Origin of the sequence: Yersinia sp. FDAARGOS_228 (assembly GCF_002073315.2) — a bacterium.
Classification (GTDB): domain Bacteria; phylum Pseudomonadota; class Gammaproteobacteria; order Enterobacterales; family Enterobacteriaceae; genus Yersinia; species Yersinia intermedia.
Genome location: NZ_CP020409.2, coordinates 2,592,737 through 2,614,962 on the forward strand (window position 1 = coordinate 2,592,737; position 22,226 = coordinate 2,614,962).

The following is a 22,226-nucleotide window of genomic DNA, read 5'->3' on the forward strand; positions in this document are numbered from 1 at the left end:
TAAATGTTTTTTCTGGCTATCTTTCACATCTCTTCTACACTCCAGCCACGGCTTATGGTTTTATTTTCAGCAACTGAACCACGCGGGGTAACAGTTCACATCGATGCGGCGTATAATGCTGCTCCTGTGTTTGCCCTGCTGGGTAGACAAGAGGTTTTGCCTACCGAAAGGAGAGAGAAATGACGGCGATAGCCCCGGTGATAACCGTTGATGGACCAAGTGGTGCAGGTAAGGGTACGCTTTGCAAAGCATTGGCTGAATCGTTGAACTGGCGTTTGCTGGATTCGGGTGCGATTTACCGAGTTTTGGCTTTAGCTGCTCTGCATCATCAGGTTGATATCAGCACCGAAGAGGCATTGGTTCCACTTGCCGCACATCTCGATGTTCGTTTTGTCTCACAGAATGGGCAGTTAAAAGTCATTTTAGAAGGTGAGGATGTCAGTAATGAAATTCGCACTGAAACCGTAGGGAATACCGCCTCTCAGGCGGCTGCTTTCCCGCGTGTTCGTGAAGCATTACTACGTCGTCAGCGAGCATTTCGTGAAGCACCGGGCCTGATTGCCGATGGTCGCGATATGGGGACGGTGGTCTTTCCTGATGCGCCGGTGAAAATATTTCTTGATGCAAGTTCGCAAGAACGCGCACACCGACGTATGCTACAGTTGCAGGAAAAGGGGTTTAATGTTAACTTTGAACGTCTTTTGGCCGAGATACAGGAGCGGGACTCTCGCGATCGTAACCGGTCTATTGCACCTTTAATCCCTGCGGCGGATGCGTTGGTACTGGATTCAACCAGTATGTCCATCGAGCAGGTGATCGAACAGGCGCTGGCTTATGCCCAACGAATTTTAGCGTTGCCGTTGAAAAAATAACGACAATGCGGTCAGTTCTGAGCTCTCAACGATTTATTTTTTAATTAAAATTATTTTTGATGAGCACTTTAACCTTGCTGCAAGGATCTGTGGCGAGGCATGTGAAACAACCCCATCCGGCGGGATGCTAGATGGACGTTAAACTTAAGAATCCTGAAGATTATTAACATGACAGAATCTTTTGCTCAACTCTTTGAAGAATCCCTGAAAACAATTGAAACACGTCCGGGCTCTATCGTCCGTGGTGTTGTTGTTTCTATCGATAAAGATATCGTACTGGTTGACGCCGGTCTGAAATCTGAGTCAGCAATTCCAGCAGAACAGTTCAAGAACGCGCAAGGCGAACTGGAAATTCAAGTTGGTGACGAAGTTGACGTTGCTCTGGACGCTGTTGAAGACGGCTTCGGTGAAACTCTGCTGTCCCGTGAAAAAGCTAAGCGTCACGAAGCATGGCTGATGCTGGAAAAAGCTTACGAAGAAGCTGCAACCGTTACTGGTGTGATCAACGGCAAAGTGAAGGGCGGCTTTACAGTCGAACTGAACGGCATCCGTGCGTTCTTGCCTGGTTCACTGGTTGATGTGCGTCCAGTTCGCGATACTCTGCATCTGGAAGGCAAAGAGCTTGAGTTCAAAGTCATCAAGCTTGATCAGAAACGCAACAACGTCGTTGTTTCTCGTCGTGCAGTTATCGAGTCTGAGAACAGCGCTGAGCGTGATCAATTGCTGGAAAACCTGCAAGAAGGCATGGAAGTTAAAGGTATCGTTAAGAACCTGACTGACTACGGTGCATTCGTTGATCTGGGTGGCGTTGATGGCTTGCTGCACATTACTGACATGGCTTGGAAACGTGTTAAACACCCAAGCGAAATCGTCAATGTGGGCGACGAAATCACTGTTAAAGTTCTGAAATTCGACCGCGAACGTACTCGTGTATCCCTGGGCTTGAAACAGCTTGGCGAAGATCCATGGGTTGCTATCGCTAAACGTTACCCAGAAAGCACCAAGCTGACTGGTCGTGTAACTAACCTGACTGATTACGGCTGCTTCGTAGAAATCGAAGAAGGCGTTGAAGGTTTGGTACACGTTTCAGAAATGGATTGGACCAACAAAAACATTCACCCGTCTAAAGTTGTTAACGTTGGCGACGTAGTGGAAGTTATGGTTCTGGACATCGATGAAGAACGTCGTCGTATTTCTCTGGGCCTGAAACAGTGCAAATCTAACCCATGGCAGCTGTTTGCAGAAACCCACAACAAAAACGACCGCGTTGAAGGTAAAATCAAGTCTATCACTGACTTCGGTATCTTCATCGGCCTGGACGGCGGCATCGACGGCCTGGTTCACCTGTCTGACATCTCCTGGAACGTTGCAGGCGAAGAAGCAGTTCGTGAATACAAGAAAGGCGACGAAATCGCAGCTGTGGTTCTGCAAGTTGACGCAGAACGTGAGCGTATCTCCTTGGGCGTGAAACAACTGGCAGAAGACCCGTTCAATAACTACCTGTCTGTTAACAAGAAAGGTGCTATTGTTACTGGTAAAGTAACTGCAGTTGACGCTAAAGGTGCTACAGTTGAATTGGCAGGCGGCGTAGAAGGTTATCTGCGTGCTTCCGAAGCAACTCGCGACCGCGTTGAAGATGCAACGTTAGTTCTGAACGTAGGTGATGAAGTTGAAGCCAAATATACTGGCGTTGACCGTAAAAACCGCGTAATCAGCCTGTCTGTTCGTGCTAAAGACGAAGCTGATGAGAAAGATGCTATTGCTACAGTTAACAACAAGCCAGAAGAAGGTAACTTCTCTAGCGCAATGGCAGAAGCGTTCAAAGCTGCAAAAGGCGAGTAATAACGGGGGGCGGTTTTTCCGCCCCTATACGGTAGTTTAGCTGCAAAGCTTGGAGGTAATATGACCAAGTCTGAACTTATTGAAAGACTTGCTGGCCAGCAATCTCATGTACCGGCTAAAGCCGTTGAGGATGCAGTGAAAGAAATGCTTGAACATATGGCTGGAACACTAGCTGAAGGTGAGCGCATTGAGATCCGAGGATTTGGCAGTTTTTCTCTTCACTACCGTGCTCCGCGTGTTGGCCGTAATCCAAAGACTGGTGCTAAAGTTGAGTTGGAAGGTAAGTACGTTCCGCACTTTAAGCCAGGTAAAGAATTGCGTGATCGCGCTAATATCTACGGCTAAGTTGTTTACAACTTACCGCGTTATTATCTATACCTAGTTTATTGATGTTGCAGCTATAACTGTTGCAGCAGCAATGATGAAAGGTATAAACGCTGATAAGAAACGGTGCCTCTAACGGCACCGTTTTTCTTTTTTCTTTTTTTCTAATGCCCCGCGCTAAAATTAGCTGGATACATACCAAAACCCTATAACAAATAGATTAAATATTGGTTATTCACTTATTCATATACCCTCATCTATCTCTATCTCTATCTCTATCTCTATCTCTATCTCTATCTTCACTCCCTTTTACCTGTAATAAGTTCAGCTTCATTTTCGATACATTCCGCAAAGGTGTTGTTATCAATGCAACAAGCTAAGACTGTTTGCGAAGCCGCCCTGAACTTCCACTTTATGTACTGGCTGTACTGCCCTTTGATGTAGAAAATCAGCATATTCACGATGAGGTAAGCGGATGGCAATGAGGCTATCCGGCAGTAAGACAATGGATGGTTTCTTATCACTTTATCAATCGATCATGCTGCGGTAGCTATTGTCATTGGCGTCTTACCCCTTATTTTTCTACCTCAGTTACCGGGAACTTTCATCATTGTAGGGTTGCTAGTGTTGGGGGTGCTGCTGTGGTTAAGCGGCCTTATATACTGGCAATGTGCGGCATTGGTTATTATCAGTTTCGCGTGGGGAAGTTGGCACGGAAATAGCGTATTAATGCAAATTGAGGCGTTAACTCAAGGTGAGCTGCGAGTTATTGCAACCATAAATAACGCCTATCTGACCTCGGGAGAAGGGAATAAGGTCTTGTTGGGCATTCAGCAAGTTAATGGGCAAAGGGTATTTCCGCCGATTGCAGTATCCGTAAAGTGGCCGGAGAAGCTTGAACGCCATTGTGCCGGGCAGCAATGGGTGTTGAGGCTACGAATGCGGGCGGTGCATAGCTTACTCAATGAAGGGGGTTTTGACAGCCAGCGCTGGGCTATAGCCAATCAGCGTCCATTGCAAGGGCGAGTGATTAAGGCTGAATTGCGTGATGCCCGCTGTAATCTCCGCCAGCGGGTCATCAGTATTATTGAACAGCAACTACAGCAGTATGATCAGCGGCAGATACTGCTAGCTCTGGCTTTTGGTGAAAGAGAACAGTTGGATACACGCCAGTGGGCGCTTTTTCGTAATACCGGAACGGCGCACCTGATGGCGATATCGGGTTTGCACATCGGGCTGGCGGCGCTGTTTGGCGGGATACTGGCTCGTGGGAGCCAGTTCTTTCTACCTGTCCGTTGGGTAGGGCCAGTGTTTCCGCTGTTGATCGGCTGGTTTGTAGCAATGGTTTATGTTTGGTTGGCGGGTGCAAATCCACCGGCAATGAGGGCGGCTATAGCATTAACCCTATGGTTACTGCTGAGGCTGTTTGGCGTTTTATGCAGCGGCTGGCAAGTGTGGCTCTGGGTGTTGGCGCTAATATTACTCAGTGAACCATTGGCGGTGCTGTCAGACAGTTTCTGGCTCTCCTGTCTGGCAGTATTCAGTCTGATATGCTGGTTTCATTGGGTGCCAATTGTACTGCGTTTTAGGCGAGGATGGCTTGGGCTGACTAGCCGCTGGTTCCATTTGCAATTTGGCATGATGCTACTATTGATGCCACTACAGATAGGCCTATTTCATGGCGTCAGCTTGTTTGCTATCCCTGCAAATTTGTGGGCGGTGCCCATCGTATCCCTGCTTACTGTGCCCTGCGTATTGTTGGCCTTGGCCTGCATACCATTACCTACCGTGGCTGGCCTGTTTTGGTTCTTGGCTGATATATCGCTTAGCGCGGCACTTTGGCCACTCAATCACTTAAAAGCCGGTTGGTTACATACCGGGTCAGCATCCGTTGTTGTAGCTTATGCGGGGTGGTTGGCAATACTTATTTGGCGTTTTCAGTGGTGGCGAAGCTATCCGATTGGGGTGATAGTGCTGTGTGTCAATTTGGTGTTATTCACTCAGCGGCGTGATGATTATCGCTGGCGCGTTGATATGCTGGATATTGGGCACGGTCTGGCAATAGTGATAGAACGCGCAGGGAAAGCAATTATCTTTGATACGGGCAATCGTTGGCGCACTGGCAGCATGGCAGCCACGGTTATTCTCCCGTATTTGCGCTGGCGGGGTATTGTGGTTGAGCAAATTATTCTCAGCCATGACCACCTTGATCACACCGGGGGGCTAGCAGAATTAAAGGCAGCATTCCCGCAGGCGAAAGTCCGCGCACCTTTCTCCCTAACTGGCCTGATAGCCGATTTGCCCTGTCAGCAAGGGGTAAAATGGCAATGGCAAGGTTTGAATTTTGAGGTTTTGTGGCCAAGAACTCAGGTGATTAATGCCCAAAATAATGACTCATGTGTCATTCGCATTGATGATGGTCAACAGAGTTTGTTACTGACGGGCGACCTTGAAACGCAGGGGGAACGGTTGTTAGTTAAAAATCATCGAGCTAAACTAGCCTCAACATTGCTGCAAGTTCCTCACCATGGCAGTAACACTTCTTCTACCGGCCCATTTTTGCGGGCAGTGAAGCCAGAATTGGCTTTTGCTTCTGCCGCACGCTATAACCAATGGCACCTGCCTGCTAAAAAAGTGATTAAACGCTATCAAAAAAATAGCATTATTTGGCGTGATACCTCGGTATCTGGGCAACTAACTGTGTATTTTTACAGCGATAGTTGGCAAATTAAGGGCTATCGGGAACAAATAATGCCACGTTGGTATCACCAGCGGTTTGGCGTTGGAGGCCATAATGAGTAGAATGGGCCGCTATTTCTTCTGGTGCTGGTATTTGCATGATGAATGATAAAGATCTATCCACATGGCAGACGTTCCGTCGCCTCTGGCCAATGATCTCTCCTTATAAGACCGGTCTTGTTGTCGCGGCGATAGCATTAATCCTTAATGCTGCCAGTGACACGTTTATGCTGTCGTTGCTGAAACCGTTGCTCGATGATGGTTTTGGTAAAGCGAATAGCTCAATTTTAAAATGGATGCCATTGGCTGTTATCGGCTTGATGGTGGTTCGTGGAATAACCGGCTTTATTTCTAGCTATTGTATCTCATGGGTCTCTGGTCAAGTCGTGATGTTCATCCGTCGCCGCTTGTTCAGCCATATGATGGGGATGCCGGTATCCTTCTTTGATCAGCAATCGACTGGCACGTTGTTGTCCCGTATTACCTATGATTCTGAACAGGTAGCGGCATCATCTTCTGGCGCACTGGTTACCGTGGTGCGTGAAGGGGCCTCTATTATCGGTTTGTTTATTATGATGTTTTATTACAGTTGGCAGTTATCGCTGATTTTAATCGTCATCGCACCGATTGTTTCTGTTTCTATCCGATTGGTCTCTAAGCGTTTTCGTAATATCAGCAAGAACATGCAAAGCACCATGGGGGAAGTTACCACCAGTGCAGAGCAAATGCTGAAAGGGCACAAAGAGGTGTTGATCTTTGGTGGCCAGAAAGTTGAAACCGAGCGCTTTGATACCGTCAGTAATCGCATGCGTCAGCAGGGGATGAAGCTGGTCTCTGCTTCTTCCATTTCTGACCCCATCATTCAGTTGATTGCCTCATTTGCGTTGGCATTTGTGTTGTATGCGGCCAGTTTCCCAAGTGTTATGGAAACCCTGACAGCCGGTACTATCACCGTGGTGTTCTCGGCAATGATTGCTCTGATGCGCCCGTTGAAGTCTCTTACCAATGTGAATGCACAGTTCCAGCGCGGAATGGCAGCTTGTCAGACGCTATTTACTATTCTGGATATGGAGCAGGAAAAAGACGAGGGGAAACTCGAAGTTGAACGGGCAAAAGGCGATATAGAGTTCCGCCATGTGACTTTCTACTATCCAGGTAAAGATACCCCAGCGCTGAATGATATCAACATACACATTGAAGCGGGTAAAACCGTGGCATTGGTAGGGCGTTCAGGCTCCGGTAAGTCAACTATCGCCAATTTGCTGACCCGTTTCTATGATGTCAGCGAAGGCAGTATCTTGATGGATGGGCACGATCTGCGTGAGTACCGGCTTGGTGCTTTGCGAAACCAAGTCGCATTGGTGTCGCAAAACGTTCACCTGTTCAATGATACGGTTGCCAATAATATCGCTTATGCCCGTGATGAGCACTATAGCCGCGCTGAAATCGAAGAAGCCGCCCGAATGGCATATGCCATGGACTTTATCAATAAAATGGAATTTGGCCTCGATACCGTTATTGGCGAGAACGGTGTGATGCTCTCAGGTGGGCAGCGTCAGCGTATCGCTATCGCTCGTGCGTTATTGCGCGATTGCCCGATACTGATTCTGGATGAAGCTACCTCAGCGCTGGATACTGAATCTGAACGGGCGATTCAGGCTGCATTGGATGAATTGCAGAAAAACCGGACTTCACTGGTTATTGCCCATCGCTTATCCACAATTGAAAAAGCCGATGAAATTTTGGTCATTGAAGAGGGCCGCATCGTTGAACGTGGTGTGCATGCCGAGTTGCTAGCGAAGCATGGTGCATATGCGCAACTTAACCGTATGCAGTTTGGCCAATGATTGAGCGTATCTGGTCTGGGCAGTCTTGGCTGTATTTGCTCCTGCTGCCGCTATCCTGGTTATATGGTGCGGTCACCGCGCTTATCCGGGCCAGTTACTCTCTTGGTTGGCGCACCGCGTGGCGTTCACCGGTTCCGGTGATTATTGTCGGCAATCTTACTGCTGGCGGTAATGGCAAGACACCCGTCGTAATCTGGCTGGTGGAACAGCTACAACTACGGGGTTACCGTGTTGGGGTGGTGTCTCGTGGTTACGGTGGTAAGTCTGATGTGTATCCGCTACTGCTATCCAATGCGACGTCCACGGCGCAGGCGGGTGATGAGCCAGTGCTGATACACCAACGTACTCAGGCACCGGTGGCGGTCTCGCCAAAGCGCTCAGACGCCATTAAGGCACTACTAAATGCCCATGCACTGGACTTCATCATCACCGATGATGGATTGCAGCATTACGCGCTACAGCGTGATTTTGAGCTGGTGGTGATCGATGGTGTACGCCGCTTCGGTAATGGCTGGTGGCTACCGGCAGGTCCGATGCGTGAACGGGCGGGGCGCTTGCACTCAGTGGATGCGGTCATCACCAATGGTGGCATTGCAGCTACTGGTGAAATACCGATGCAGTTGGTGGCGCGGCAGGCGGTCAATCTGGTTACCGGTGAGCGGTTGCCCGCACAGCAACTCCAGCATGTCGTTGCTATGGCGGGTATTGGTCATCCTCCTCGGTTCTTCGCCACACTGAATATGCTGGGGATTGAACCTAAGAGTGAGTATGCTTTTGCTGACCATCAGGATTATTCATTAGCACAACTTAGTCCGCTAACGAGTGGCCCGCAAACATTATTAATGACTGAGAAAGATGCAGTAAAATGCCGGGCTTTTGCTCAGCCTAATTGGTGGTACCTGCCAGTAGATGCACAGTTACCGCCGGATCAAGCTGAACAATTGCTATTAAACATTCAGGCATTATCGCGCCACACCAGGTAGACCAACTTTATAGACTCAGTAGTGTTAGCTTAAGGGCTGTCGCGCACGCCATAATCGAGCGCTGCTGGGTTTCCTCATATAGCTGTAGTTCATCAATTACCGTAGCCCCCAGCGCCCGCTGGAAATCCTGCTTGCTGGAGTGCCCTGCAAATTGACTGTGACCTTTATCCCCTAAATTTGATTGAAAAATACCTGCGGCACTGACGGGGAGAAAATCTTCATAAACTAAAGGTTCATATTGGATAAATTCACCGTCAATCAATTCGTCTAGTGTCAGATCTTGCATTGACACAGTAGGCGTACTGAGGCCTTTCTCAGTAGGAAAATAGCGGAAGAAAGCGAGTTTTTCAGCGCGCATTGTCGGGTAATTATCTGGGAATTGGCTAAATTTCTCATTGAGAATTGCCATGTATTGCGGGGCATTTTTTTCATTTGCGGGAACCTGTAATTGATCTTGTGCCGCTTGTAGCAGGTTATCATAGAGATTACGGCCCTTCGCTGTCAGCGCTGCCCCCCGTTGTTCTATTTCACCAAAACGTGCGGTGTGATGCCCTTGAATGATTTGCCCATCTGTTGCGAAAAATGAAACGTCCTCCTCAAGGGCCTTAAAGCTGGTTTGCCGTAATAATATCGGGCAGCGGCTCGGAGGTGGCCCTTCGATTACCGCTTTGGGGGGAATCTGATGTGCTGGCATCGCCATTTGTACGGCATCGATATTCAACGTCCGTGGGGTTAGGTGGTTAATATGTGGTCCTTTGAAAGCCACCACATCGGCAATTAAACGATGCTGGTCGTGCAGTTGTTGGTAAACATCAGCACTTACCGTTGCTTGATTATGCCAGCGGAATGTCTCTAATGACTGAGTAATAAAGTCATCAGCTTCATTGCTGGTCAGCCCGCCGGAAGTTTCATGCTGAGTAATTAATTCGATAGCCCGTGGGGTAAATATCACTCTTTTTGCCAGAATATCGGCCGCTTGTTGCCGCAACTCTGGCTGCTCAATTAATTCAAGGCGCAATAATGAGGTGAAAATTCTAAAGGGGCAGGTTTGTAGCGACGTTTCATGTATCGCGCGGAATGCCGTCGAGTGAACCGGAACGCCTGCTGGCGCCAGGTCATAATAGCCAACAGGTACCATGCCCATCACCGCAAACAGTCGGCGCAGGGTAGCAAGTTCAGCGGCGGTTCCCACTCGGATTGCACCGTGTCGCTCCATGTCGAGGCGTTCAATCTCTCCAGTTTGACGCAAATGGCGGGTCAGTTCCGGTTGCTGACTCATGGTTTGCTTGTTGATATCAGCAACCAGTTCTAGCAAAGCACTGTATAGCGGTACTTCATCCTGATACATATCCGACATGGCACTGGAGAATCTGGCGCGAATCTCATCGGGATGGACGAACGGCGGGTGAGTCATAATCGGATAGCTCCTTCATGCTTATTCAGTTTTTAGTCTAGATTGATATCGATAATTAATGGGGTAAGCAGTGGAGAATATTGGTTTTTTCTGCGTGGCATCTCATTGATGCTATTTACTGATCTATCTCCCCAGATAAAATAGTTGCGTAGCGTGGTGTTTTATGAGTTAATAGCCGCTGGCCTGTGCTACAGACCTATTTATGTGTAAGAGTGTTCGAGACTAAAGTAAAGCAGTTCCTCCCAGACGTTATCTTGTTGATGCCGATCCAAAGACGAACCTTCCAGTATCTCTGATAGTAACTCCCATAAGTAATGTTCTGATACAGGCCCGCTATTACTCATAGCGCGAGTGCCTTATGGCAGATTTAATGTTATTTGAAAGAAGAAGTTGAAGGTGAAGTTTATGTCTAAGAAGACAGGTCAGGTTAAGTGGTTCAACGAAAGCAAAGGTTTTGGTTTTATTGAACAGCATGATGGCGGTAAAGATGTGTTTGTTCACTTCTCCGCGATCGCAACTGATGGTTTCAAAACCTTGGCTGAAGGCCAGCGTGTTGAGTATACCATCCAAGACAGCCCGCGCGGGCCGGCTGCTGCAAACGTTGTTGCTCTGTAATTTAAGAGAAAGAATGTTTAGATTATCTTAGAAAGTGATGATGCCGATGTGCTAATCATCGATCTGGATAGCAAAATTCTAAAGCCCGCACTTATGCGGGTTTTTTCATAAAATCAAGCTCATAGAGGTTTAATCAGAAAACTTTAGGATGGGCAACTGCATCTAAACAATAAATAAAAATGAGTTGTTAGGATGCCCAGTAAAAGGAAATTTATTATGACGTTAAAAATGGGTCGCGTGAAATGGTTCAACCAATCAGAAGGTTACGGTTTCATTTCACCACACGATGGTAGTTTGGATGTGTATGTCAGCAAGACGGCTATCGCCAACACCAAAAATAAATCACTGAGCGAAGGGCAGGACGTTGAATTCTCTACTTATCGTAGTATTCACGGGCCGTCAGCAGCAGATGTGATCGCTTTCTAAGTAAACGACGAATAACTCGTTTTCTAAGCAAACGGCTACCTTTTGGTAGCCGTTTGTATTTATACCCTGGGGTATTTTTGGCCTCTATTCGACAGGTTGCTTTGTCGCCGGGCGCTTTTGCAGGTGCTTCTATTTGTTTTTATGCGGCTTAGTTGCTGAAGTTAGCAAACAGCGCAATAATTTTATGGAATACTTTCATTTCTTACTCGATAGGTCTATTTGTGTGATGTGAGTCACAAAATTCTACTCCTCGCCATTCAACATATCAATAACAAAACCAGCATTTATCCCACGAAATTGCTATCTATATTTACTTGTGTGGTTGCTAATTAACATAACTGCTTGTTATTAATCGCTGATATCACTGGCAGCATCGGCACAGTTAACCTGCATCAGCAGATATGGTATCCTCGAGCACTTTCCCGCTGGCTAAACTCCATTCTGGAGGATGTATGGACCACCGCTTACTCGAAATCGTTGCCTGTCCGGTCTGCAACGGTAAGTTGTATTTCAATAAAGAAAACCTTGAATTGGTATGTAAAGCTGACAATCTGGCTTACCCGGTGCGCGATGGCATTCCGGTATTGTTGGAGAATGAAGCCCGCCCACTGTCAATTAATGAGAAGCACGCATGAGTTTCATCGCTATAATTCCCGCTCGTTATGCCTCAACCCGTTTACCCGGCAAGCCATTGGCTGATATTGCGGGCAAACCGATGGTGGTTCATGTGATGGAACGAGCAAAGGCATCAGGTGCCGCACGGGTGATAGTAGCAACGGATCATCCTGAGGTGATGAAAGCTGTTGAGGCTGCCGGTGGCGAGGTGTGTATGACCCGTGCCGACCATCAGTCTGGTACCGAACGTTTGGCTGAAGTCATTGAATATTATGGTTTTTCAGATGACGATATTATCGTGAATGTTCAAGGGGACGAACCTCTGATACCCCCGGTAATTATCCGTCAGGTGGCTGATAACCTGGCCGCTTGTAGCGCTGGCATGGCAACATTAGCGGTACCGATTGAAAGTAGCGAAGAAGCATTTAACCCTAATGCTGTGAAAGTGGTGATGGATCAGCAAGGCTACGCGCTCTATTTCTCCCGCGCGGCAATCCCGTGGGAAAGAGAGCGTTTTGCTCAGTCAAAAGAGACTATCGGTGATTGTTTCTTACGCCATATTGGTATCTATGCTTATCGTGCCGGCTTTATCCGCCGCTATGTTAACTGGGCACCGAGCAAACTCGAACAAATCGAGCTATTAGAGCAACTTCGTGTGCTGTGGTATGGCGAAAAGATCCACGTCGCGGTAGCAAAAGCGATACCAACAGTTGGGGTTGATACTCAGGCTGATCTGGATCGGGTGCGCGCTATCATGCTTCATCAGTAACCATTACGGGCACAGAACGGTTGGTGCCAGGTGCGATCGGGCCTGGCATTTTTACGCTGTATCTGATGGTTTGATTTTTATTATGAATAATACTTGATCTGCATTCTGGAAATATCCCGCCCGCCATCCCATTATGAACCATCAATTTCGCCAGATAATTGGACTGAGCATAATGGAACAACTGAAAGCTGAATTAAGTGTGGTGCTAGGGGAGTCTATCACCCGCCTTGAACGTATCAGCGAGCAGCCCTATGCCCACCTGTATGCGATGTATAACCAGCAGGGGCAGGCTATCCCGTTGTTGGCGAAGAGCTATGTTTGTCAGGGCATTGCACAACAAGAAGCCTATAAACTGTCCATGCTGGCTAGAGAAGGTGATATCCGCGTACCGACTGTGTACGGGCTGGTGATGACCCATCAATCCCCGTATAAAGAAATTCTGTTGATGGAGCGCTTACGTGGCGTTTCGGTGGAAGCACCCACTCGGACGGGGGAACGCTGGGATGCTTTGATGGATCAGATAGTTGAAGGTGTGCTGGCCTGGCATCGTATTGATAGCCATGGTTGTGTGGGCAATGTTGATAGCACTCAGGAAAATGATTGGTTCAGTTGGTATCAGCAGCGCGTCGAAGTGCTGTGGGTCACACTGTCTAATATGAATTCACCGGTCATGACATTGGAAGATCGCGCGGTACTTTACCGTGCAAAGGCATCATTAACGGCACTTTTTACCGATTTCGATGATAGCTCAGTGCTGGTACACGGTAATTTAACTCTGCGCAGTATGCTAAAGGATGCGCGCAGCGACCAGTTGTTGGCGATGCTTAATCCTGGCCCGATGTTGTGGGCACCACGGGAGTATGACTTGTTCCGTCTCAGCGAAGAGGGTATGCCGAGCCAGTTATTCTACCGTTATCTCAATAAAGCACCGGTTTCTGAATCCTTTGTTGCTCGCCGCTGGCTCTATACCCTATGGGAGTTGGTGGCCCGCTTTATTCATACCGGGAGTTTGGATCGCTTGTTGTTTGATAATGCCGCCAGGCAACTTCTCCCTTGGCTAGATTAATAGCCTTCATCTTTCAAGTTGCAGGTGTGTTGGCTGCGCTCAATAAGCCGAATCACTTACTGGTCTTGACCTTAAAAAATAAGTAAGCTCATCGGGATTTTTTCCCTTGCCGCCTTCCTGCATCTCGAAATCTATTGGATATTGGCGGGTGACAATGAGTTATTAACAGCAAAATTATTCATCCTTGCTATCCCCGCTTAATTTTTGCCACAACAGCCCCAATGTTTCATACCATGCGCGCTCAGCGTGGCCTAACCAGGCTGCCGCTGGAATAGCGCGCTCCCAGCTATGTAATGGTGTGGTAATGGCTAGCTGATTAGCCGGCGCGGGGATAGGATGTAACCCAATGGCGGTAAAAAATTTAATCGCTCGGGGTAGATGGTTTGCCGAGGTGACCAGCAGAAAGGGTTTATCCCCCACCAGAGCAGCCACCGCAGCGGCTTCTTCAACGGTATCTTTCGGTTGTTCCAACGCAATAATATCCGCCACCGGAACACCTAAGCTTTCTGCCACCTGTGCTGCTGTTGCTGCACTGCTTTGTTTGTTTGGCCCCGCACTGCCGGTAAAGACCATTTTTGCACTAGGATGTGCGCGATATAACCTGACACCCTCGGTGACCCTTGGCAGGCTATTTGCGAATAAATTGGCGCTTGGTGCCCAATTCGGATTAAACGTGTAGCCGCCGCCAAGCACAACAATGTAATCTACCGGGTCGTTTCCCTGATAAGTCGCGTAGGGCTTTTCGAGTGGCAATAGCAGGCGGTCAGCGACAGGTTGCAGGCTAATAAGCAATAATACCAGCCAACTTAACGCAAAAAGCGTTTTGCCACTTTTCTGCCAGCGGGTAAACCACAATAAGATTAATGCCAACCCCATGATGATGAGCAGCAAAGGCAGTGGCATTAATAAGCCGCCAACAAATTTTTTTAAGGTGAAAAGCATAAATATAGGGACCTTTTGGCTGAAAAACCGGCATTTGGCGATGATTACAGGCCAAGAGGATTTATTCTAAGTCAGGCTGTGCCAAAATAGCAGGTTGGTAGGCATTCTTTTTACTGTGGCTATTGATTTGCGAGTTTCTATATCCTAAGTAGTTCGAGTTGCAGGAAGGCGGCAACTGAGCGAGTCCCCCGGAGCTTACACAAGTAAGTGACTGGGGTGATCGAAGGCGGCCAACGGACATGCAGCTTGAAGTATGACGGGTATACAAAGCCGTTAAATCAATAGTTATAGCGGAGCAGTTGTTCATGCAGGATCGCAATTTCGATGATATTGCTGAGAAATTTTCCCGCAATATCTATGGTACGACGAAGGGAATGATTCGTCAGGCAGTGGTTTGGCAAGATATCACCGAGCTGTTAGCGCAGTTGCCGCCACGCCCGTTGCGGATTTTAGATGCGGGTGGGGGCGAAGGGCATATGGCTTGCCAACTGGCGGCATTAGGCCATCAGGTTCTATTATGTGACCTGTCAGCGGAGATGATCCAGCGTGCGAAAGCTGCGGCCTTGGAAAAAGGTGTGAGCCACAACATGCAATTTGTACAAAGTGCGGCTCAGGACATCACCCAACATTTAGAACAGCCGGTTGATCTGATATTGTTCCATGCGGTTTTAGAATGGATTGCAGAACCCCAACACGTTCTGCAAGTACTCTTTAATGCGTTAGCCCCTGGTGGCGCGCTCTCATTGATGTTTTTCAATGCCAATGGGTTGGTGATGCGTAATGCGGTATTGGGTAACTTTCAGTTGGCGATACCGGGTGTAAAAAGGCGTAGGCAGCGTTCGCTGTCACCGCAATACCCTTTAGATCCACCAACGGTATATGGTTGGCTTGAGCAAATGGGTTTATCCATTAGCGGTAAGACGGGAGTGCGGGTGTTTCACGATTACATGAAAAATAAACAGCAACAAGTTGATGAGTTTGCTGAATTATTGGCGCTGGAACAGCGCTATTGCCGGCAGGAGCCCTTTATCAGCCTGGGGCGCTACGTGCATGTCATGGCGTTTAAGCCGAATCTGAAGGACCCACTATGAGTGAATTTTCCCAGACAGTACCCGAACTGGTCGCCTGGGCGCGGAAAAATGACTTTTCAATTACTCTGCCAACGGATCGTCTGGCCTTTCTTTTAGCTATTGCCACGTTAAACGGCGAGCGGCTGGACGGCGAAATGAGTGAAGGGGAGCTAGTTGATGCATTTCGCCACGTCTGCAAAGGTTTTGAACAGACCCATGAAACCGTGGCTGTGCGCGCCAATAACGCTATCAATGACATGGTACGCCAGCGGTTACTGAACCGCTTTACCAGTGAAATAGCCGATGGTAATGCCATTTATCGGCTGACTCCATTAGGCATTGGTATCACTGATTATTATATCCGTCAGCGTGAATTCTCCACCCTGCGCCTGTCAATGCAGTTATCGATTGTCGCGCAAGAGCTACAACGGGCGGCAGAAGCGGCAGAAGAGGGGGGGGATGAGTTCCACTGGCACCGTAATGTTTTTGCTCCGCTAAAATATTCAGTTGCTGAAATTTTTGACAGCATCGATATGACGCAACGCCTGATGGACGAACAGCAGCATAGTGTGAAGGAAGATATTGCCGCATTGCTAAATCAGGATTGGCGGGCGGCTATTGCCAGTTGTGAAATGCTGCTGTCAGAAACCTCCGGCACACTACGGGAATTACAAGATACGCTGGAAGCAGCAGGTGATAAGCTTCAGGCTAACCTGTTACGTATTCAAGAAGCCACTATCGGCAATGCAGGCTTGGATCTGGTGGATAAGTTGGTCTTTGATTTACAAAGTAAACTTGACCGCATTATCAGTTGGGGCCAGCAGGCGATTGACCTGTGGATCGGCTATGACCGCCATGTGCATAAGTTTATCCGTACTGCAATTGATATGGATAAAAACCGTGTCTTCGCCCAACGCTTGCGCCAGTCAGTGCAGAATTATTTTGCTAGCCCATGGGCGCTCACCTATGCCAACGCGGATCGCTTGCTGGATATGCGTGATGAAGAACTGGCGTTGCGCAGTGAAGAAGTTACCGGTGAGCTGCCACCGGATCTGGAATTTGAAGAATTTAATGAGATCCGTGAACAATTAGCCGCCCTGATTGAGCAAGCATTGCTGGTATACCAGCAGCAAAAAATGCCACTTAATCTGGGGGAAGTGATGCGCGACTACCTCGCGCAATATCCGCGTGCTCGTCATTTCGACGTGGCTCGTATCCTGGTCGACCAGGCAGTTCGCCTTGGTGTGGCCGAAGCCGATTTCTCAGGGTTACCAGCGGAATGGTTGGCAATCAATGATTACGGAGCCAAGGTGCAGGCACATGTCATCAACAAATATTGAAGTAGTAATGCCCGTTAAACTGGCTCAGGCATTGGCCAATTCACTGTTTCCAGCGCTCGATAGCCAGTTACGTGCCGGTCGCCATATCGGGATTGATGAGCTGGATAACCATGCTTTCCTGATGGATTTTCAGGAACAACTGGAAGAGTTTTATACCCGCTATAACGTGGAATTAATCCGTGCACCGGAAGGTTTCTTCTATCTGCGCCCCCGTTCTACCACACTGATCCCACGCTCGGTGCTATCTGAGCTGGATATGATGGTTGGCAAGATCCTCTGTTATCTGTATCTCAGCCCGGAACGTTTGGCCCATGAAGGCATTTTCGCGCAGCACGAATTATACGAAGAGCTGCTAAGTCTGGCCGATGAGAGCAAATTGCTGAAGTTTGTTAACCAGCGCTCAACTGGGTCGGATTTGGATAAGCAGAAGTTGCAGGAAAAAGTACGAACGTCACTTAACCGGCTGCGTCGGTTGGGGATGATCTACTTTATGGGCAATGACAGCAGCAAGTTTCGTATCACTGAAGCGGTGTTCCGCTTTGGTGCTGATGTGCGTAGCGGAGATGACCCACGGGAAGCCCAGCTACGCATGATCCGTGATGGCGAAGCCATGGCGGTGGAAAACAGTCTGTCACTCCATGATGAAAGCGATGAAACTGATATCACCATGGGTAATGCAGCGGACAGTGCAGAGGATGAACAGGAATGATTGAACGCGGTAAATTTCGCTCGCTGACCTTGGTTAACTGGAATGGTTTTTTTGCCCGAACATTCGATCTTGATGAGCTGGTAACCACCTTATCTGGCGGCAATGGTGCGGGTAAATCCACCACCATGGCCGCTTTCGTCACAGCACTGATTCCTGATCTGACACTGCTGCACTTTCGTAACACCACCGAAGCGGGTGCCACCAGCGGTTCCCGCGATAAAGGTTTGCACGGTAAATTGCGGGCTGGGGTCTGTTATTCAACACTGGATGTCGTCAACTCCCGCCACCAACGTGTGGTTGTCGGGGTGCGTTTGCAACAAGTGGCAGGGCGTGACCGCAAGGTTGATATTAAGCCGTTCACCATTCAAGGGCTGCCGACGGCTATCCAACCTACCCAGATCCTCACCGAGGTGGTGGGTGAGCGTCAGGCGCGCGTGCTGTCATTACAAGAGCTGAAAGAGCGCGTCGAAGCGATGGAAGGGGTGCAGTTCAAGCAATTTAACTCCATCACTGACTACCACTCTCTAATGTTTGATTTGGGTGTGATTCCAAAGCGTTTACGCTCTTCTGCCGATCGCAGCAAATTTTACCGTTTGATTGAAGCATCGTTGTACGGCGGTATCTCCAGCGCGATTACCCGCTCACTGCGTGATTACTTATTGCCAGAAAACAGCGGTGTGCGGAAAGCCTTCCAGGATATGGAGGCTGCGCTGCGTGAAAACCGCATGACCCTTGAGGCTATCCGTGTCACTCAATCTGATCGTGATCTGTTTAAGCATCTGATTTCAGAGGCAACGTCCTACGTTGCTGCTGACTATATGCGTCATGCCAATGAGCGGCGGATCCATCTTGATGGCGCGTTGGTATTGCGCCGTGACTTGCTGACCAGCCGCAAGCAATTGGTGACTGAACAGTATCGTCATGTGGAAATGTCGCGTGAATTAGCCGAGCAAAGCGGTGCGGAATCGGACCTGGAAACCGATTATCAGGCGGCCAGTGACCACCTGAGTCTGGTGCAGACCGCCATGCGCCAGCAGGAAAAGATCGAGCGCTACCAGAGTGATCTGGAAGAGTTGACTTACAGGCTGGAAGAGCAAAATGAAGTTGTCGCCGAGGCCAGCGAACAGCAGGCCGATAACGAAGCCCGCGCTGAAGCTGCTGAGTTGGAGGTGGACGAACTGAAAAGTCAGTTGGCCGATTACCAGCAAGCGCTGGACGTTCAGCAAACCCGTGCTATCCAATATCAGCAAGCTTTACAGGCTTTAGAACGTGCGCGCGCATTGTGCCAATTGCCAGAATTAACCGCTGATAATGCCGAAGAATGGCTAGAAACCTTCCATGCCAAAGAGCAGGAAGCGACCGAATCTTTATTACAACTCGAGCAGAAATTGAGCGTTGCGGATGCCGCGCACAGCCAATTTGAGCAGGCTTACCAGCTAGTGGTGGCTATCGCCGGTCAGGTCAGTCGCAGTGAAGCCTGGCAAGCAGCGCGTGAGTTGCTGCGTGACTGGCCGTCTCAGCAACATTTGGCTGAACGTGTGCAACCATTGCGGATGCGCTTGTCAGAGCTGGAACAGCGTTTACGCGCTCAGCAAGACGCAGAACGCTTGTTGCACGAGTTCTGCAAACGCCAGGGGCAAGTATACCAGCCGGAGGAGCTGGAAGAGTTGCAGCGTGAGCTAGAGTCACAGGTTGAAGAACTTTCTCTCAACGTCAGTGATGCGGGTGAACGGCGCATGGAAATGCGGCAGGAACTTGAGCAAATTAAGCTCAAAATTCAGCAACTGACGGCGCGTGCCCCCGTCTGGTTAGCAGCACAAGATGCCCTGAGCCAACTCAGCGAGCAGAGCGGTGAGGCGCTGGAAGATAGCCGTCAGGTGACCGAACACATGCAGCAACTGCTGGAGCGTGAGCGTGAGACCACGGTGGAGCGCGATGAAGTCGCCGCAACCAAACATGCTGTTGATGCGCAGATTGAGCGGTTAAGTCAGCCAAGTGGTGCTGAAGATGCGCGGATGATCGCTCTGGCTGAGCGCTTCGGTGGTGTGCTGTTATCTGAGATTTATGACGATGTGACTCTTGATGATGCGCCATACTTCTCCGCGCTGTATGGCCCGTCTCGCCACGGTATTGTGGTGCCGGATTTGTCATTGGTACGCGACCAATTGGCAGGGCTGGAAGATTGCCCGGAAGATTTGTATCTCATCGAAGGGGATCCGCAGTCATTTGATGACAGTGTCTTTGCTGTCGAAGAACTTGAAAAAGCGGTGGTGGTGAAAATTGCCGATCGCCAGTGGCGTTACTCCCGTTATCCAGAACTGCCGCTGTTTGGCCGCGCTGCCCGTGAGAACCGGTTGGAAGCGCTGTATCAAGAACGTGATAGCCTGGCTGAGCGCTATGCTACGTTGTCATTTGACGTGCAAAAAACGCAACGCTTGCACCAGGCATTCAGCCGTTTTATCGGTTCTCATCTGGCCGTGGCATTTGATGCAGATCCTGAAGCTGAAATTCGTTTGCTCAATACCCGTCGTGGTGAAATAGAGCGTGCGCTGAGTGCACACGAAGAGCAAAACCAGCAACAGCGCCAGCAATTTGAACAGGCTAAAGAGGGGATTTCTGCTCTTAACCGCTTGATCCCACTTATTTCATTGCTACTTGATGATACGCTGACTGACCGTGTCGAAGAGATAACTGAAGAATCGGCGCAAGCACAAGAGGCGGCTCGCCATATTCAGAAACATGGCGCTTCCCTGACTAAACTTGAACCGCTGTTAGCGGTACTACAGAGTGACCCGCAACAACACGAACAGTTGCAGGAAAACTATGTATTGGCGCAAAACAGCCAACGTCAGGCTAAACAACAAGCTTTCGCACTGACTGAAGTTGTTCAACGTCGTGCGCACTTTAGCTATACAGATTCTGCGGGCATGTTGACGGAGAACTCTGATCTCAACGACAAACTGCGCCAGCGTTTGGAGCAAGCTGAAGCGGAACGCACGCGTGCTCGTGAGCAATTACGGCAGTATCAAGCGCAGTTTACCCAATACAATCAGGTGTTAGCGTCGTTAAAAAGTTCTTATGACGCCAAGCGCGACATGCTGAAAGAGTTAAGCCAGGAACTGGTGGATATCGGTGTTCAGGCTGATGCTAATGCAGAAGCCCGCGCGCGTACCCGCCGTGACGAATTGCATGCGGCATTGAGCGCTAACCGTTTACGCCGCAATCAGTTGGAAAAACAACTAACTTTCTGTGAAGCTGAGATGGATAGCCTACAGAAGAAACTGCGCAAGCTGGAACGAGATTACCATCAGATCCGTGAACAAGTCGTCAATGCCAAAGCGGGTTGGTGTGCGGTAATGCGGATGGTGAAAGATAACGGCGTTGAGCGCCGTTTGCATCGCCGTGAACTGGCTTATATGGACGGTGACGAGCTGCGTTCAATGTCAGATAAAGCCTTGGGCGCATTGCGTCTGGCGGTGGCTGATAACGAACATCTGCGCGATGTGCTACGTTTATCTGAAGATCCGAAACGGCCTGAGCGTAAGATTCAGTTCTATATCGCGGTCTACCAGCATCTGCGTGAGCGTATTCGTCAGGATATTATTCGCACTGATGATCCGGTTGAAGCCATTGAACAGATGGAGATTGAACTGGGCCGTTTGACCGAAGAATTAACCGCTCGTGAACAGAAGCTGGCGATCAGTTCCAAAAGTGTATCGAATATTATCCGTAAAACTATTCAGCGCGAACAGAACCGCATCCGTATGCTGAATCAGGGCTTGCAAGCGGTGTCATTTGGTCAGGTCAAGAGCGTTCGACTGAATGTGAATGTGCGTGAAGCTCACGCGACCTTGCTCGATGTGCTATCCGAGCAGCAGGAACAGCATCAGGATCTGTTTAATAGCAATCGTCTGACCTTCTCTGAAGCATTGGCGAAACTCTACCAGCGGTTGAACCCACAAATGGATATGGGGCAGCGTCTGCCGCAGACTATCGGTGAAGAACTGCTTGATTACCGTAACTATCTGGAACTGGAAGTCGAAGTTTATCGCGGTTCAGATGGCTGGCTGCGGGCAGAAAGTGGCGCGTTGTCAACCGGTGAGGCTATCGGTACGGGTATGTCGATACTGGTCATGGTGGTACAGAGCTGGGAAGAAGAGTCGCGTCGTCTGCGCGGCAAAGATATTTCTCCTTGCCGTTTGCTGTTCCTTGATGAAGCGGCGCGTTTGGATGCTAAATCTATCGCGACATTATTTGAACTGTGCGAGCGGCTGGAAATGCAATTAATAATTGCAGCGCCAGAAAATATTAGTCCAGAAAAAGGGACTACGTATAAATTGGTACGAAAAGTCTTCCAAAATCATGAGCATGTACATGTGGTTGGCTTACGTGGTTTTGCCAATGAAATACCTACATTGCCACCGATACCTGCCGAGATACAACCCGGTGGCTAATTGTTGCTCAGAAAGAAGGCAACAATAATTAACCCCATTAAATGGCCGCTAACAAGCGGTCATTTTTATTTCTCCCACATCTTAGGGTTATATTTTATAACCGCAGGAAATCTGTTAGCGTAACGTGATGGTTAAATTTTATCGTTGACCACGCAATGGGCATTTCTGTTTGTATAATAATGATGAAAACCCGAAACTA

17 protein-coding genes are annotated in these 22,226 nt (G+C 48.9%); 15 read left to right on the top strand and 2 right to left on the bottom strand.

The window, feature by feature from the left end:
* Positions 1 to 179: 179 nt before the first annotated feature.
* The 6 genes from cmk to lpxK all read left to right on the top strand — a co-directional run bounded on the left by cmk (position 180) and on the right by lpxK (position 8,607).
* Positions 180 to 872, top strand: a complete 693-nt coding sequence (cmk, locus tag A6J67_RS11885; RefSeq protein ID WP_042568225.1) for a (d)CMP kinase — start codon at positions 180 to 182, stop codon at positions 870 to 872.
* A gap of 168 nt (positions 873 to 1,040) precedes the next feature.
* The gene (gene rpsA / locus A6J67_RS11890) at positions 1,041 to 2,714 is read left to right on the top strand and encodes a 30S ribosomal protein S1 (protein WP_004391091.1); all 1,674 of its coding nucleotides are present in this window, start codon (positions 1,041 to 1,043) and stop codon (positions 2,712 to 2,714) included.
* 60 nt (positions 2,715 to 2,774) lie between these two features.
* Complete coding sequence (ihfB, locus tag A6J67_RS11895; protein ID WP_005184672.1) at positions 2,775 to 3,059, top strand: integration host factor subunit beta; 285 nt, start codon at positions 2,775 to 2,777, stop codon at positions 3,057 to 3,059.
* Positions 3,060 to 3,557: 498 nt separating this feature from the next.
* Positions 3,558 to 5,840, top strand: a complete 2,283-nt coding sequence (locus A6J67_RS11900; RefSeq protein WP_080608174.1) for a ComEC family protein — start codon at positions 3,558 to 3,560, stop codon at positions 5,838 to 5,840.
* A 35-nt stretch (positions 5,841 to 5,875) separates the two neighbouring features.
* Positions 5,876 to 7,624, top strand: a complete 1,749-nt coding sequence (msbA, locus tag A6J67_RS11905) for a lipid A ABC transporter ATP-binding protein/permease MsbA (protein WP_005184668.1) — start codon at positions 5,876 to 5,878, stop codon at positions 7,622 to 7,624.
* On the top strand, positions 7,621 to 8,607 hold the full coding sequence (gene lpxK / locus A6J67_RS11910; protein WP_032906174.1) for a tetraacyldisaccharide 4'-kinase: 987 nt from the start codon (positions 7,621 to 7,623) through the stop codon (positions 8,605 to 8,607). The genes msbA and lpxK overlap by 4 nt, the downstream gene beginning before the upstream one ends.
* A 7-nt stretch (positions 8,608 to 8,614) precedes the next feature.
* On the opposite strand, the gene A6J67_RS11915 is transcribed toward lpxK, so the two are convergent.
* The gene (locus A6J67_RS11915; protein ID WP_050297090.1) at positions 8,615 to 10,021 is read right to left on the bottom strand and encodes a VOC family protein; all 1,407 of its coding nucleotides are present in this window, start codon (positions 10,019 to 10,021) and stop codon (positions 8,615 to 8,617) included.
* 405 nt (positions 10,022 to 10,426) lie between these two features.
* Here A6J67_RS11915 and A6J67_RS11920 point away from each other — a divergent pair, with 405 nt between their 5' ends.
* The 5 genes from A6J67_RS11920 to A6J67_RS11940 all read left to right on the top strand — a co-directional run bounded on the left by A6J67_RS11920 (position 10,427) and on the right by A6J67_RS11940 (position 13,512).
* Positions 10,427 to 10,636 (top strand): cold shock domain-containing protein, encoded by a 210-nt coding sequence (locus A6J67_RS11920; RefSeq protein ID WP_032906172.1) that lies wholly within the window; start codon positions 10,427 to 10,429, stop codon positions 10,634 to 10,636.
* Between the two features lie 216 nt (positions 10,637 to 10,852).
* The gene (locus A6J67_RS11925) at positions 10,853 to 11,062 is read left to right on the top strand and encodes a cold-shock protein (RefSeq protein ID WP_005159937.1); all 210 of its coding nucleotides are present in this window, start codon (positions 10,853 to 10,855) and stop codon (positions 11,060 to 11,062) included.
* 452 nt (positions 11,063 to 11,514) lie between these two features.
* Positions 11,515 to 11,697, top strand: coding sequence for a Trm112 family protein (locus A6J67_RS11930; protein WP_005184660.1), 183 nt, complete (start codon positions 11,515 to 11,517; stop codon positions 11,695 to 11,697).
* The gene (gene kdsB, locus A6J67_RS11935) at positions 11,694 to 12,446 is read left to right on the top strand and encodes a 3-deoxy-manno-octulosonate cytidylyltransferase (RefSeq protein ID WP_032906169.1); all 753 of its coding nucleotides are present in this window, start codon (positions 11,694 to 11,696) and stop codon (positions 12,444 to 12,446) included. The genes A6J67_RS11930 and kdsB overlap by 4 nt, the downstream gene beginning before the upstream one ends.
* A gap of 172 nt (positions 12,447 to 12,618) precedes the next feature.
* Positions 12,619 to 13,512 carry a YcbJ family phosphotransferase gene (locus A6J67_RS11940; protein ID WP_032906223.1) on the top strand — a complete coding sequence of 298 codons (894 nt, stop codon included), beginning with the start codon at positions 12,619 to 12,621 and terminating at the stop codon, positions 13,510 to 13,512.
* A 174-nt stretch (positions 13,513 to 13,686) separates the two neighbouring features.
* Here A6J67_RS11940 and elyC read toward each other — a convergent pair whose 3' ends face one another.
* Complete coding sequence (elyC, locus tag A6J67_RS11950) at positions 13,687 to 14,454, bottom strand: envelope biogenesis factor ElyC (RefSeq protein ID WP_005184653.1); 768 nt, start codon at positions 14,452 to 14,454, stop codon at positions 13,687 to 13,689.
* A 305-nt stretch (positions 14,455 to 14,759) separates the two neighbouring features.
* Here elyC and cmoM point away from each other — a divergent pair, with 305 nt between their 5' ends.
* Genes cmoM through mukB form a run of 4 tightly spaced genes read left to right on the top strand, consistent with a single transcriptional unit; the run spans position 14,760 to position 22,027 of the window.
* Positions 14,760 to 15,545, top strand: coding sequence for a tRNA uridine 5-oxyacetic acid(34) methyltransferase CmoM (gene cmoM, locus A6J67_RS11960; RefSeq protein WP_005184651.1), 786 nt, complete (start codon positions 14,760 to 14,762; stop codon positions 15,543 to 15,545).
* On the top strand, positions 15,542 to 16,864 hold the full coding sequence (gene mukF, locus A6J67_RS11965; RefSeq protein ID WP_042568221.1) for a chromosome partition protein MukF: 1,323 nt from the start codon (positions 15,542 to 15,544) through the stop codon (positions 16,862 to 16,864). Before cmoM ends, mukF begins: the two co-directional genes overlap by 4 nt.
* A complete protein-coding gene (mukE, locus tag A6J67_RS11970) occupies positions 16,845 to 17,573 on the top strand; it encodes a chromosome partition protein MukE (RefSeq protein WP_042568220.1) in 729 nt (242 codons plus the stop codon). The genes mukF and mukE overlap by 20 nt, the downstream gene beginning before the upstream one ends.
* A complete protein-coding gene (gene mukB, locus A6J67_RS11975) occupies positions 17,570 to 22,027 on the top strand; it encodes a chromosome partition protein MukB (RefSeq protein WP_080608175.1) in 4,458 nt (1,485 codons plus the stop codon). Before mukE ends, mukB begins: the two co-directional genes overlap by 4 nt.
* The last annotated feature ends 199 nt before the right edge of the window (positions 22,028 to 22,226 follow it).